Source organism: Belliella marina (assembly GCF_042682445.1).
GTDB lineage: Bacteria > Bacteroidota > Bacteroidia > Cytophagales > Cyclobacteriaceae > Belliella > Belliella marina.
This window is the reverse complement of record NZ_JBHUHR010000031.1, coordinates 212,014-227,185: the sequence shown is the minus strand read 5'-3', so window position 1 is coordinate 227,185 and position 15,172 is coordinate 212,014. Positions and strand designations below refer to the sequence as shown.

Genomic DNA, 15,172 nt, shown 5'->3' with positions numbered 1-15,172 from the left:
AATCCCCGACACGTCCTTGAAATAGGCGTGTATAAGGTTCTATAATTTATTCAAAAATTTAAATCAGGAAGGGAAGACTTCTCTTGTTCCTTTGGCATTGAAATATCCAACACAAGCATTAACAGGTGCATTATTGGATGAGTTGGGAGAAAAACATCTGATAACACCTCGTTGATAATTCTCTAAATCCTATAAATAAATACAAAACGCGGGGGATTTCCTATGTGATTACGACAACACATAAATGGAACATAGTATGAAACTTTCTTAAATCCCAAAAGTCTGAAAAGATGCTTTTTAGAACAGGAAATGATGATGTCCAAAATTTTAGAAACAACAACCAATTGTTGAAAAAACATCCAAGTCAATCCCTGTTTTTAGGGATGCAGAATTGGTCTGACCATTTATTGTTCGCTCTAATCCACTTCTCCCAAAGTATTTGAAACTTCCTTTGTAATTGACAATTAAATGAATGTCTAATCCAAATTGAAATTATTTTTTTTCATTTAAAATTTACACCGTATTACTGATCCCACAAAAAAGCCATCTTTATGATCTGGAATCACATCGTTGATAAAGCTACCTGTTTTAAAGTATTGGACTCCTAGATTATAGCTTAAAAAATTATTGACATTCCACGAAAAGGTCGTCATATAGGCTGTTCCTATGTATTTTTCACTTGAATTTGATGAAGGCATTCTAAGAAAACCATTGGGACCATAAATCCCATCCCCTATGGATTGACGCCAGTGAAGCACCACATCCATTGTGAGATTTACTTGCTTACCTGGATGCAAAATTAAGTTAGGATGTGCAGATATTAAATTTGCTGGCCCTATTTGAGGATTAATTCCAAAATACCCACCATTTGGATACATCGCATTAAAGGTTCCAAGTTTTCCGTCACCTATTGCTTTATCCCCTGAGATATAGTCACTTCTCAATCTCAAAGTTGGTGATCCTTTGATGAACTCAAACATATATCCGACTTCTGAAGAAATTGCATAAGCGCTTATATTGTCTAAACCAAATGACCCCAATTGATAACCTGTTTCAAAATTGTAAACAAACCCCTTACCAATTCTCCAAAAACGAGAACCAAAAGTATGTCTGTGTTCATTGGACACTCCTTCATTGAACCTGGAATTTGGTCGGTTGATTCCAAGGTAATAAAAATCCAAATTGCTACCCTTTAGAATAAAAAAAGTACCATACCCTCCCCACAGGTTAGGTTTTCGTGTTGATTTATTGTCAAAAACTCCAGTATTTACAATGGCCGTTGACATGACAAATGCATCTAAGCTTAGTTTATGTGTTGAATAAGCAAGCTTCAACCCATCAAAATACAAACGAAGATTCGGACCTTCTCGTACATCAATCAAACGTCCGCTTCCATAATGGATTTCCTGCCTCCCCATCCGTATAGTAAGATTCCGGTACACATTTTTATATAGCATTATATCCAGAAAAAGGTTTTGTACATTTAGTTTGTCTTCATCAATCGGGCGGGGACCATTTTTTCGTCCATTTTCAAGTCCGCTGCGAAGTTGTCCAAAAACACGGAACCTATTTCCTAAATGAAAATCGGCATGTAGATGATAACGTTGAAGGGAAAAAATATCTCGACCCAAATTCTTTTCTCCCCAATCTTCATTTTGCACATAATCCAACTCCCCCCGGATTTCACCACCCATTGAAAGATATGTGTTACCATTTTGTGAAAGCCTGATATACTTTATCTTATTATAAAAACTTCTTGTGCTGTCTTTCAGCGCTGAATAATCCTCATCGTAACGCATCAGCTTAAAGTTTTGGGGATAGGAGAACTGTACCACGAGTACCGTTCCCCATAATAAGATAATTTTAAGTTTCATTTGGAAAAGGAGTCGTTAATCCTATTTTTTATCATAGTTCTTCATAATCCCTCTAGCATTTATTTTTTTTGATATCCACCAAAGTAATTTCCAGGACTCCAAGAAGGAATTATTTCAGTCAAGACTGGAGCTACCTTACTGTAATCTTCATCACCATATACAATTTTGCCATCAACAATTGTAAGTTTGCTTTCAATATGCTTGATTTCTTCATCTGGAACGATAAAATAATCTCTATCCAAAATCACCAAATCCGCATAATACCCCTGCTCAATCTTACCTTTATTTTCTTCCCTGATCAACTCATATCCTTTGTGAGTAGCCAACCGCAGTGCAGTTGTCCTATCCAATACATTATCTTGCGACATTACCTGAATTGATCCAATGGTTTTACCCGTGGTTATCCAATACAGTGCTACCCATGGATTGTAAGAAGCAACTCGTGTCCCATCAGTACCCAATCCAACAGGTATCCCCAACTCCAACATCCTTTTTACAGGTGGAGAAGCTAGCGCCGCTGTTTTACCATACCGCTGTATAAAACTTTCTCCTTGATATGCCATCCTATGCTGGACAGAAATGCCTCCACCTAGAGCCTTTATCCTTTGCATATTTTCCTCACTCACAGTTTCTGCATGATCAAAAAACCAAACCAAGCCATTAAGCGGTATTTCTTCGTTTACCTTTTCAATAACGCTGAGAAATCGACTAATACTCTCGTCGTAAGTGGCATGCAAGCGAAAAGGCCAACGGTTCTGTACCAACAATTGAATAACTCTTTTTAACTGAAATTGCATAGCTGTGGGAAGTTCCGGTCTTGGAAATAGAAAATTCTCAAAATCAGCAGCATCTCCGACAAGATTTTCCCCTCCTCCTTCTACTCGATAGTCAACTTTAATGGCAGGCCTTTCTGCATGTAGCTCAACCATACCAATCCATCTTTCATAATCTTCATGTTCAGTTCCTTTTTTCTGAGCAAACAAAAAGTAGGGAAGGCGTACGGTAATCTTTCCCTGATCGTTCAGTTCATCAGTAATGCTATAATCGTCTGGGAAATTTTGAAAACCACCCCCTGCATCCATTACTCCGGTTACTCCTAGCCGATTCAATTCACTCATAAAATGGATTGTGGAGTTTATTTCTTCTTCTCTAGTCAGATTTGGCAATTTTGCCAATGTAGAGTAAAGGATAAATGCATTAGGTTCAGCGACCAATAAACCTGTTGGGTTGCCATAATTGTCTTTTTGGATTAAGCCTTCCTGTGGATTTGGTGTATCTCCTGTGATATTCAATTTTTTTAGTCCTGCTTCATTCAACCAAGCTTTTCCATACAGATATAGAATGAATGTAGGTACATCACCTGTAGCGGCATTGATTTCCTCCAAGGTAGGTAGTCTCTTCTCTTCAAACTGATATTCATTCCATCCACCTACTACACGTACCCATTGCCCTTCCGGGGTACGTTCTGCTTGTTCCTTGAGCATTTCTAAGGCTCTTTTTAGGGATGTCACGCCATCCCAACGCAATTCGGTATTATAAAAACGACCTCCTCTAATCACATGCATATGACTGTCTAACAGCCCCGGTATCACCCGGTTGCCATTGGCATCTATAACCTTTGTCTTACGCCCTTTTAGTTTTAAAATTTCTAAATCTGTACCTGTTGCCAAAATTTTATTTCCAGAAATGGCTACTGCTTGCACATCCGTATCATTACTGTCCAAAGTGGAAATCTTGCCATTTTTGATAATTATATCTGCATCTTGAGCTTGAACTATTGAGCCCATAACCATAAATACACTTATCAATAAATATTTGATTCTTTTCATGTGTTTATATTTTGTTTTTCAGAGGTCATCCCGATTGGTCGGGACAGGCTATGGAATCTCGCATGGTTGATAATCATCCCAGTGTGTGACGTTCTTCGTCATGCTTGATTTCATATTGCCATAAATTTTTAAAGGGTAGATCATTGTATTTCTGATATGGGCAAACTTAGTCGCTAAATGACTTAGGGTGATTACCATCATTCTTTGTATAATGTCCAAAATTTTGAGTTCAACTAACCATTTATTTATTTGATAGCTGAATACGGTTAATTATAAATTATGATTATATGCTTCTTTGCCAGTAGCTTTAATTCCAAGGTTGATTGCTTGCTTATGTTGAATATCTATGAGTATCTAATATCAATTAATATCGGATCTAAGCTAAATCAGGCTTTTTTTTTAGTTAGTGGCAAAGTTCCGTATATCCGTATTATAAATTATCTATTGCTTTGACTATGGCCATATGACCATCCTGCATACTTATAACCTTTTTGAAGGTTGACGCACTTTCTAGTATTTCTGAAAGTGTTTCTGCAACATTTTCTATTGAATTTTCACCGTGATGTTCTACATTCAATTCAATCGTTCCAGAACCTTTTGATTCAGTTAATGCTCCTGGCTGTAAAATTGTATAGTTCAACTTCGTCTGGTTGATTAAGAACAAATCTGCATAATGTTTAGCCAAATAATAGTCGGTCAGACTTTCAAGTCCCTCTGATTTCCATTTGTGAGGCGACAAGGAAAAAACAGCACTTAGCATAATGTACCGTACAATCCCTTTACTTTCGGCAACCTGCATGGTTTTTACCGCACCATGCAAATCTATTTGAAGCAAATTTTTTCCTCTTGAACCAGACACAAAGTAAACAGTGTCTATTGCTTCCAGAAAATCTTGGGAAATAGCATCCAACTCTTGAGCAAGATCGAGTTGAATTTGAGTATAATTTGTATGTTCAAACAATTCATCCTTTGCTCTTGAAGTACCGATTACCTTATGGCCTTTACTCAAAAGATTTTGGGTTAATAGTTTACCTACACGTCCGCTTGCCCCTACTATTAAAATTTTCTTTTGCATTTTAGCTTCGTTTTTACTGATTATTTTTCTTTCATTAATCATCTTAGCTTTTTTTTTATTCTCTGAATTGAAAGAAAATAAGACTAGTGCTAATCATAGAATCATCATACTAATTAGGACTTTATGCTAAACTGATTTCAAATAAGGAGAATACATCCAAAACATCTTTTGATATTTTCATGACCCAAACTTTGTAGATTAGAGTCTTCACTTTCAGGATTGTAAACCCTTCAATCTTACAAACTCTTTTCTGTTCACCTATTCCGATAAAAAAATGGCAGAAGTAATTATCTCTAAAGATTCAGCCAAATTTATGGGCTTGTGATCATTCCATATACTAAAGACATGCCATGTTTATAAAGACCTTATTTTCAGATACTTGATAGTGTTTCTAAAATTTAAAAAATTCTATATATTAATATTTTTCTGTTATTTTAGAAAAACATTTTGGATTCCAACTTTTTGGATTTTTCCCTGCATATATTGTTCTGCGGGGGGAGGTGGTGGCTACCATGCAAGGCATATCAAAAAAACCAGTCCAGATTAAATTCTGGACTGGTTTTTTGATTCTAAAATGTTTTGGTTTTTCAGCAAGGCCTTACCAAAAAATGCTCATAGGAAGATTTTCCAAGAAAAACCTTTAATCAAAAATCTCTCTAAGCTTGGCATTCAACGACTCTCCTCTCAACCCTTTATCTATAATTATTCCATCTGGACTAATGAGGAAGTTGGCAGGAATACCCCTGACCCCATAAAGCATCGCCACTTCATTTTGCCAACCTTTTAAGTCTGACACCTGCGTCCATGGCAAGTCATCTTTCACCAATGCTTTCATCCATTTTTCCCTAGAATCATCAAGCGAAATACCTAGAATATTAAATCCCTTATCATGATATTTCAAATATTCCGCCCTGAGGTTAGGATTCTCTGCACGGCAAGGTCCACACCAGCTTGCCCAAAACTCCAGCAATACATATTTCCCATCATAATCATTCAAACTGACCACCTCGCCATCAACATCCTTCTGGGAAAATGGCAAAGCAATATTGCCTTGTTTAACCTTATCCAGGTTTTCCAAGTGAGTGGCGACTTCCTTCCCTTTTTTGGTATTCGTTACCTCATCCGACAATCCAGCGTAAAGTATAAGAGATTCGTTCAGGTTGTCCTCATTACTGTAATTCAAAAGCTCGTTCAGACTCGCAAAGCTATGAGGGAATTCCAATATAAATTGTTTCCTGATCAAGGACTCGGATCTGTACATGGAATCGGCTATGACCTGATAACCATTGGCTATTATTGTATCTCCTTTATTGCTAGCCTCCTGAGCCAGATTCCAATATACCATTACCGAATCCCTATGGGTCTGAATTCTTTCTTCCAAAACTTCAAAATCATCCTGTACAGGTGACCCACTCACATCAACATGGAGCAATGAATCAAAAGTGCCTTTGATGTTCATTGCTTTATTTTCTACATAAAACACCTTCTGAAACCTGACTTTATCAGAATAAATCATCACAAACTGAGGTTCATCGGTTATCCCTTTAACACTGAATTTCCCATTATTTACGATTAAGGTATCTTTATGCTCACCTGTGGAATCTTTGTGCATAAAATAGATTTCGGCAACATTTAGACCTTTGATCTCACCTTCGATGGTATAGAAACCGGCTTCTTCCACAGATTTTTCGCTCGACGGCTGGCAGGCATTAACTCCCAAGGCCAAAATTATAATAGCTAAAAGATTTCTCATGATTAATTTTATTTAATTTATTAAATTTTATTATAGTGTTGCGTTTTGAAGTTGTTCTAAAAAATTCAGTTAATCAAAGCTTTTAAGCGACTGACTGGGACTATTTCTCTTGAAACCATCTGAATATTTTTATCGGTATTATATAGTGATTGTGTGGCAGATACAATGCCTATTACATTGCCTTTGTCATCAAAAACAGGCGCCCCACTTGAGCCTTGCGAAAATTCAGCGGTAATACTGGTTTTTTTAGTTTCATTTCGAAGGTAACTTCTGGTAGCGACTCCAGAAGTAAGGGAGTAAAACATGGAATGTGGGTGCGATATAATACTTACATCCTGACCGGGAACAATATCCTGACCCAAAGGCAAGATTTTCGTTTTTTCACCCATTGGATCAAATCTAAAAATAGCCAGATCATCATTGAAGCTTGCCGCAAGAACTTCTTTTACAGCATAAACATTCCCATCATAATCCATCACGACCACTGCCAAATCAGAGTTTTCATTTGTGGCATCTCCTTTGAAAATATGGTAGTTTGTTACAGCAATTCCATTTTCAGCAATTACAAAACCGGAAGAAGCACGGATATGGTTATTAGGACAATCATCGCATTTGTAAATAGTGGCTACTACGAGTACTCCGGATATATTTTTCTGATATATATCAGATGGTTTGAGCTTTTTTCTAAGGGAACCCAATAGTTTAAGATCAACATGATCATTGACCAGTTGAGTTGCCAGAGTAGCAAACCTTTCAGGATGCCGCTGCTCCATAAGCTTATACGCCTCCTGATCAATATGTTGAAAAACGGCATCATCTATTGTGACACCTGTTTCGGATTCATATACCTTCTTTGGCTGCTGGGAATATCCTGCGAGTCCAAGAAATAAAAGTATAGCCGACAATATAGTTTTGAATTTTGAAAACCTGAATTTCATGTTTTACCTAATTAATGAAAATAATAAATGCAACTGATAGAAATAGTATACTGAGGACAGAAACCCACCTATCCTTAAGTAAATGACAAGCCCAATAACTCTAAAATTTGAAAAGGGCTTTTTGGAGGTACCACAGAAAGGGAATTTTAATTTACCATATAACCTGAAACCCAGTGATGAGATCTAGATGATACAAATAAACATTGAGGTTCTTTTCTTGCAGAATTTTATGATTAGAGTGGATTGGATATTATTTATAAAAGATTAATTCTTGATATAAACATCAACAGGTGCACCAACGAAACCATTTATTTGATGCACTATATTTCCCGTTTTGCCAGTTCCTATATCTAAATAATATAAACTTCCTTCCGTACCGGCAATGATGTAATCGCTATTTGGGACAAACTCAATCATGGTTACCTTTTTAGCACCAAAATCAGCCGAGAGTGCTATGATCTCTTCGTTGATGGGGTTGTATCGATATATTTTATCATTTGAGGTGAAATAGATGATTCCCAATTGATTGCCAATCCATAAATTCGACCCATTGATCAAATCCTGACGGGCAAAGTCCCGAACATAATCGGTCACAAAATTATCTCCGGCCAACATGAATTTAAATTCCACAAAATTATTTGTAGAATCAGTGCCATAGGCATAAGAAGTTGACCCATTCAGATAAAGCATATGGGAAAAGGAGGTCAGACCGGGCTTTTTAGGGTCAAATCCTGTCCCTACTGTGCTCACTTTATAATCTACTCCATAATATGCACCACTGCTGGCAAAACGCACAAATTGATAATGCTTAATATCAAAGCCTAGATAATACTGAAAATCAACGTAGATGAAACTTGGAGCAAGTCTGTAGTCTCCTGCGATAGCGTTGCCATATCTGCCATAATCCGGACTGATATCCTGAGTACTGGTAGTGCCCAGATATAGTTTATTATTGAATACGCCTGTAGAAGCACCAAGAAATGTTGGATAGACGTAGTTTGGTTCTATGGAAGACGAAGGAGCAAAAAAATTATCCCTAAGCGTTGCTTCGAAAAACAACGTACCCGCATTGATACTCACTCCTGGATTGATTTCATCATTACCCAAAATCCAATACCTAGTATGACCTGTATTAGAATTTGCCTGATTGATAATCGGGACCAATTGAATCGGATTGTTGGGAAGAGTTCCCCCATTCAGGCTTTGGTACAAGTTGTTGATGACGGTGGAATCAGGTCTAACAAAAGAGAGCCTGCCCTGCCCATTATCATTACAAAGAGCCAAGATACCCCTAGAAAATTGTGTTTGGGATTCTATAGTGAATGGATAAAAATATTTCATTCCATTGGACTTGTCAAATACACTGAAAATCCCAGGATAACTACCGGCTTTAAATCCAAACTGAATCTCCAGATTTTGTCCTGTGTAAGTAACATGCCTTAGTTCTTCGGCTATCTGAATTTGCCATTCATATGTGAAATTGTCTTTTTCTGCCTTGCTATGGTTCAATAATGGACGTATTTTCAGACTGTCACCTACCGACACCCTAAACACAGAATCAGCAACACCAAATACTATGGGTTCCTCTGGGAGTTCATAATCGTATTTTCCTAAATCCTCATAACATGAGGTTGCCAAAATCAGAAAGCACAATATTGTTATAATAAAATATGGTTTCATAGGTATATATATTTTTCATTTCGATACATTAAGACTTGATTAAGGGCAATAAAGCCATCCACTATAAAGGCTTTCTTTTTATTGAAGACCATAGTTTCAATACAGGGATAGTCAAATCGTGGACGGAAAAACCCATCTCATTTGAAAGTATTTAATTTACAGTTATTCGTTGGTTGTTTTCATTGTAGAAATAGAACTTTCCATCATCCTGATAATAGGCCAGTTCGTACTTCGTATTCGGATTTGATATATTATAGAAATAATAAAGCTTATCATCCACTTTTTCTAGGGTGTATTCATCCGAATGAGCCTCTACCCAACTGAAGGGGTCATTGATAAACTGTCTTAACTGATCGATCAAAAAGAGACTTCTTGGAATGAATAGATAGTCTGCATAGGAAGAAATCAAATCCTGGTTTCCAACTGAGATCAAATAAAGCTGATGTTTAGTACGGGAATAATTTCCCAACTGACCGACCCAGAGATCCCACCATTCCGGTTTTTCCAGTCTATTGGAAAACAATACTTTGGCAGAAATCAAATCAGGAAAACCAACCCCAAAATCCTTACTGCTTTTAAGTATCATTCTGACTGCCACTGAAGTATCCGCAAGGATAGGGTCTGCGCTATACATTATGAAGGGGATGGACATTTTCCCCGAATCCGCTGGCATGATGTAGGCGGATTTCAATGGTTCATAATGGACACCTACAACAGCGCTAGTCCCTGAATCAAGAACTGACACATAAAACTCCCTATCATAGGGGACTCTTCGGCCTGAGATCGTTACCGGTAGGAATACCGTATCAGATCCCAAACTCGGATCATAGGCAAATGTGTAAAAAATACTATCTCTATTGTTTGTGTTTTCGTCATCAAAATTAAAGAAAACATTATCCGACGATTGATACAAAAGCTGATCTTCATCATGGCAAGAAAACAAGCATATTGATGCTACAATAATTATGATTAAATATCTTTTCATGTTAGGCTAGTTTATATATTAATTTCTGTCTCCAAAAACAATCTCATCATCTGGCATAGGCCATACAAAGACTTGATTTCTTGCAGCTATAGAACCTCCAGACTGAGCTAAAATATCCCGGTTCAACCTCTTGTACATATAGAAAATCTGTCCTTCTCCGTAAAACTCTTTACGTGCCTCTTTAATCAATTCAGATATAAACAACTCATAATCATTTGAATTGCGTATCTCTGTACCTATACCCCGGTGAAACCTTACTGTATTGAAGTACTCCCAGGCCATTTCCGGGTCAGTATCAAAGCTACATTCCGCAGCTATATAATACATCTCACTCAACCGCAATGCTGGAGCCATCAAATTATGCAGGTTTGCATTTGCATCACGTTTATATTTGATGAAAAGTAATTTTCTAGTAATGCCGTCACTTTCTTGCTTCATCCATTCTTTGTACCTAAAATCATCCGCACCTACACCACCTGTTTCATAGAGGATATTACCTTCTGCTGTTACGATTGCCGTACTGGTAGCTATATTTTCAAATCTGTTTCTCAGATTTACCTCCATCGCAGGTATATACCATCCAAAAATCAATTCTTTGTATAGGATACGGTCTTTAAGTTTATCATCATCAGCTGTAAAATCATTCTTATCTGTCCACGGAAACTTACCGGAATCAATTACCTCCAAGGCATATTTGAGCGCATTGATCTTATCGTTTTTATACAGATATACCCTTGCCAACTCGGCACAGACTGCATAATAATTCATTCGGTGCCTTCTGTTTTGCAAAAACAAATTGTTGCCCTGTTCTTCATTGGATCCATCATCCGGCAAACCATCAAAATCACCATTGTAGGTATATCCCACTACATAGTTCTCTGCTAGAATGGGATCAGATTCCAATAGGGATCTTGCCTCCAATAGATCAGCTATTATCAAATCCAAAACTTCTGAAACGGTGGATTGAGGTGTTACTTCTGTAGAATACTTGGTAACATATGGAATGGCTGAAGCAGCAGGCCCGGTGACAAAAGATGGTGCAAACAATCGGAGTAGATCAAAATGAATGTAAGCTCTCAGGGCCTTAGCTTCACCTTTAATCATCGGAGCATAAAGCCCATTCGTAAACACACCTTCTTTTTCATCTACATTTTGAAGAATAAGGTTACAATTGCCAATGGCATTGTATAACCCATTCCAGATGCGATTTTTTCTGTCTACAAAAGAATTGTTTTCATATTTAAATTCAGCCGTCTCAGCATAAGATTCCGCCAATGTATTGGTGCCATTGGTGAAGGAATAATTCTGTGCCATAACATCTAGAGAACCAAAAGTAAGTTCATTGCCATATATATCACCTTCAGTACACCTCACATAAACACCGTTAAGTGCTTCAAAGAAACCATATTCAGTGCTGAACAATACCTCTTTCTCAATTTGGGATTCCGGTCTCACATCCAGATAATCTCCACATGAGTAAAAAATGAATATGAACGGAAATAATTTCAGGTACTTTTTCATTTTGATACATTTAATACTGTAAATTTCTTAAGTCAATTTTGATTGATTTTAGTGCTGATCAGAACCTGGCCTGAACAGAGAATGTAACCACTCTGGCAAATGGATATTCAATACCACGTTCCAACTTCACAGGTGCCCATCTCCAGATATCATTCATCGTCACTGAGAATCTCAGGCTCTCCATTTTCAGATCCTTTGCCAGCTTGCCAAAACTTTCGTAGCTAAGGTTCGCTGAACGCAGTTCTACTGCATTGTCTGACTGCAAAAACCGGGATGATGCAAGGGTGTTTTCTCTGATCGCTACATCCTTGAAGAATGTCACATCTCCAGGCTTCTGCCATCTTTCAGACAAGACCCGCCTATCCGCATTGTATCTTGGATCTGCATTTTCCACTCGGTCCACCATGGTCTGGTTATAAAGATCCCCTCCTAATTTTGTGTAAAAATTAACAGATAGATAAAAATTCTTATAGGAAATATTTGTACCAAAAGTCCCATCTATTTTGGGAGACCTATCACCCACCGGCACATTGTCTTTTGCATCGTATATGTAGGTAATTGTCCCATCTTTTTTGACATAAAGTTCTCTCCCGTTTTCGGGGTCGATACCCAATGAAGGAACGGCATATATGGTATTCAAGGACTCTCCTTCCCGAAATCTTAACAATGGTGCCCCTCTCTGGTCATTGTCAACCTCATCGTTATATTTCTTCAGCGATTCTGAGATTTTCTTTATGGTATTTTTATTTTGGGCAATGTTGGCAAAAAGCCCTACATACCAGCCCCCCGCTCCATGGATCACGTTTGTTCTCAACATCATCTCAAAGCCCTTGTTTTCCATCACACCAAGATTGGCTTTATAAGATCCAAATCCGACAGATGTAGGAACAATGATATCTGCCAATACATCCTCTGTCTGTCTGTAATAGTACCTCGGCAAGAAGTAAATTCGATTTTTTAATAGTGATACTTCTACGCCCAAATCATAATTATGTGTCTTTTGCCATTTCAATGATTCATTTCCATAACCAAGGCTCACCGCACCTACACCCGTGGAATACCACTCATTTCTATACTCATAAGTTGTTTTGGACATGTAAGATGGGAAAGAAACCTCCCCTGTAACCCCAGTAGTGGCTCTGATTGTTAGTCTATTGATATAGGAAGATTTAGACAAAAAGCCCTCGTTATGCATGTTCCAACCAATACCAGCTGCCCAGAAAGGTGCATATTTGTTCTCTGTCCCGAATTTTGAAGATCCATCAATACGCGTGGCCAGATCAAAGAGATATTTATCTTCAATAGAGTAGTTGATATTGGCAAATACCCCTATCAATCTTTCTATTGACTTATCCCCATTGGGAGAAGCGTTTTCTTCATATCGATTAGCAAAAGAAATATTTGTAAATCTATCACTAATGAATCCGGTAGCCGCAAAACTCTTGAATTCAGAACTATAATCTCTTAAATTCCCTCCCAGGGATGCATTCAAAAAGTGGGTCTTATTTATAACTTTAGTGTATGAAACCACAAAATTCCCATCAATAGAAGTCTCATTCGATCCTGCATAGTCATAACGACCTCTCCTTTTCAGGTCATCCCCTATATAGTTGTAGAATTCATTGCTAAATGGTGATTGGTATCTATCCCTAGCCATAAGCATTCGATTTAAACTGATTTGTGCCTGCATGCGCAAATTCGGGGTAATTCGATAAATAGTGGAAAACGAATTGATGATCTGGGTGTAATTTTCAATATCTGAATTGCTCAGGGTAGCATTGTATGCAGGGTTGAGCACTACATCCTGCACTCGGGTTCCAGAGGTTTCGCGACGTTGCCAGCTGTCCACTGCCTGTAGAATATTGCCATTATCGTCCGTTTTAGGATAATAAGGATTCATTCTGGCATAGTTAGAAAAACTTCCATATGGAGACTCCTGACTATTTGTTGCCGTGATCGATAGTTGATTATAAAAAGTGATTTTATCTTTCAGGTTATAGCTAAGTGTCAAATCCCCTCCATACCTGTTACGCTCAGAACCTTTCATGACACCTTTCATTTTCTGGTATCTTCCTGTCACTCCATAAAGCAGCGTATTGGAACCACCCTCAATATATATGGATTGTGAATTCCCTATAGAGGTCTCAACAGGTTCAGACAACCAGTATGAGTCCACGCCACTTACCACATTCTTCTTTTTTTGATAGTAGAGCAAATCCAATTCATTCTGGCTATTCCCATTGCTATTTGTGCTTGTGTTATATAGCCCTGCCAATCTCTCATATTCCAGCTTTTCTTCAGCGTTTAGCAGGTTATAAACCGTAAGGTCCGGTCCGCTAATGGTAAGGTCACTAGTATACGTCACATGGATTTTGCCTTCTTCTGGAGGATTAGTGGTGATGACCACTACGCCATTGGCAGCGCGTGACCCATACACAGCTGCAGCAGCTGCATCTTTCAGCAAAGTGATAGAAGCAATCCTATTATAATTTAAATCAAATACGGTTTGGATGCTTACTTGAAAACCATCCAAAATGAAGGTTGGAAGATTCGGGTTGTTGAGCATTGAAGCTTTGCTCACATTGAAACCATCGCTGGATTCTGAGGTGCTACTTGGCAAGCCAGTGGACCCCCGAACAGTTATTTCAGGTAGGGCATTTGGATTGGATCCCAAAGTATTATTTTCCGACACTCTAAACGAAGGATCGAACAATTGAATGGCTGCCAAAATATTGGTAGGATTGGTCCTCTTTAAATCCTCCCCAGAAATAGTAACCGTGGTTCCTGTATATGAATCCTTCCTGATCTCAGAGTAACCATTTACAACCACCTCACTCAAATTGCTGATATCATCCTGGAGGATTATTTCAAAGTTACTTTGATTCCCGATTTTCACTTCCTGGGTTTTGAAGCCTATAAAGGAAATTACCAGAATCCCCCCTTCATGATCATCCGGAATAGGGAACCTGAAATTGCCGTCATTGTCGGAAGTAACCCCAATGCTGGTCCCTTTTAGGATAATGGTGGCGCCAGGAATACTCAACCCCTTTTCATTTGTGATTTTACCCAAAAGAATTGTCGCTTGAGATGAATTGACGGGGGTGTTTAAGCGCTCTTTTCCAGCACTTTCTTTCACAGGTTCATGTTTAAAAAGAACAAGCTGACCACTCATTTCTTTGTAATCCACACCAAAGTCAGATAGTGTAGCACTAAGCACTTCACTAAGTCTTTGCTGTTTGAATTTGGGTGAAACCTTTTCATTAACGGGAATAACCGATGGACTATAGACAAACTTAACATCTGCCACATCCTGGAGATTCGCCAAAAAATCTTCTATTCCTACTTTCTCCAATGAAATGGAGACTCTTTTATCTAATAACTGTCCATTGGCAACTCCAATTGAAAAGGCAATGGTCATTATAAATGCCATGGGAATGGATACCTTAGTAAAGATACCAGTCAAAGCAAAGAACTGCTTTTTTTTCATATATTTGTAATGTTATTGTTCTAAAATTAA

Annotated in this window: 9 protein-coding genes; all 9 read right to left on the bottom strand. The window is 38.0% G+C overall.

The window, feature by feature from the left end; all coding sequences use genetic code 11:
- Positions 1-506 precede the first annotated feature (506 nt).
- The gene (locus ACFSKL_RS11575; protein ID WP_376886396.1) at positions 507-1,874 is read right to left on the bottom strand and encodes an alginate export family protein; all 1,368 of its coding nucleotides are present in this window, start codon (positions 1,872-1,874) and stop codon (positions 507-509) included.
- A gap of 59 nt (positions 1,875-1,933) precedes the next feature.
- Positions 1,934-3,703 (bottom strand): amidohydrolase, encoded by a 1,770-nt coding sequence (locus ACFSKL_RS11570; protein WP_376886395.1) that lies wholly within the window; start codon positions 3,701-3,703, stop codon positions 1,934-1,936.
- 430 nt (positions 3,704-4,133) lie between these two features.
- On the bottom strand, positions 4,134-4,820 hold the full coding sequence (locus tag ACFSKL_RS11565; RefSeq protein ID WP_376886394.1) for an NAD(P)H-binding protein: 687 nt from the start codon (positions 4,818-4,820) through the stop codon (positions 4,134-4,136).
- Between the two features lie 598 nt (positions 4,821-5,418).
- The gene (locus ACFSKL_RS11560; RefSeq protein WP_376886393.1) at positions 5,419-6,531 is read right to left on the bottom strand and encodes a redoxin domain-containing protein; all 1,113 of its coding nucleotides are present in this window, start codon (positions 6,529-6,531) and stop codon (positions 5,419-5,421) included.
- A 65-nt stretch (positions 6,532-6,596) separates the two neighbouring features.
- Positions 6,597-7,469, bottom strand: a complete 873-nt coding sequence (locus ACFSKL_RS11555) for a S1 family peptidase (RefSeq protein WP_376886392.1) — start codon at positions 7,467-7,469, stop codon at positions 6,597-6,599.
- A 264-nt stretch (positions 7,470-7,733) separates the two neighbouring features.
- Positions 7,734-9,149: a PKD-like family lipoprotein gene (locus tag ACFSKL_RS11550; RefSeq protein ID WP_376886391.1), complete on the bottom strand. Its 1,416-nt coding sequence runs from the start codon at positions 9,147-9,149 to the stop codon at positions 7,734-7,736.
- A 151-nt stretch (positions 9,150-9,300) separates the two neighbouring features.
- Entirely contained in the window at positions 9,301-10,134 is an 834-nt protein-coding gene (locus ACFSKL_RS11545) for a DUF4843 domain-containing protein (RefSeq protein WP_376886390.1), read from the bottom strand.
- An 18-nt stretch (positions 10,135-10,152) separates the two neighbouring features.
- On the bottom strand, positions 10,153-11,655 hold the full coding sequence (locus tag ACFSKL_RS11540; RefSeq protein ID WP_376886389.1) for a RagB/SusD family nutrient uptake outer membrane protein: 1,503 nt from the start codon (positions 11,653-11,655) through the stop codon (positions 10,153-10,155).
- Between the two features lie 58 nt (positions 11,656-11,713).
- A complete protein-coding gene (locus ACFSKL_RS11535; RefSeq protein ID WP_376886388.1) occupies positions 11,714-15,142 on the bottom strand; it encodes a SusC/RagA family TonB-linked outer membrane protein in 3,429 nt (1,142 codons plus the stop codon).
- Positions 15,143-15,172 lie beyond the last annotated feature (30 nt).

Coding starts and splice junctions, on each gene's coding strand:
- ACFSKL_RS11555 (WP_376886392.1), bottom strand. CDS start 7,469: ATGAAATTCAGGTTTTCAAAATTCAAAACTATATTGTCGGCTATACTT.
- ACFSKL_RS11545 (WP_376886390.1), bottom strand. CDS start 10,134: ATGAAAAGATATTTAATCATAATTATTGTAGCATCAATATGCTTGTTT.
- ACFSKL_RS11550 (WP_376886391.1), bottom strand. CDS start 9,149: ATGAAACCATATTTTATTATAACAATATTGTGCTTTCTGATTTTGGCA.
- ACFSKL_RS11575 (WP_376886396.1), bottom strand. CDS start 1,874: ATGAAACTTAAAATTATCTTATTATGGGGAACGGTACTCGTGGTACAG.
- ACFSKL_RS11560 (WP_376886393.1), bottom strand. CDS start 6,531: ATGAGAAATCTTTTAGCTATTATAATTTTGGCCTTGGGAGTTAATGCC.
- ACFSKL_RS11535 (WP_376886388.1), bottom strand. CDS start 15,142: ATGAAAAAAAAGCAGTTCTTTGCTTTGACTGGTATCTTTACTAAGGTA.
- ACFSKL_RS11565 (WP_376886394.1), bottom strand. CDS start 4,820: ATGATTAATGAAAGAAAAATAATCAGTAAAAACGAAGCTAAAATGCAA.
- ACFSKL_RS11570 (WP_376886395.1), bottom strand. CDS start 3,703: ATGAAAAGAATCAAATATTTATTGATAAGTGTATTTATGGTTATGGGC.
- ACFSKL_RS11540 (WP_376886389.1), bottom strand. CDS start 11,655: ATGAAAAAGTACCTGAAATTATTTCCGTTCATATTCATTTTTTACTCA.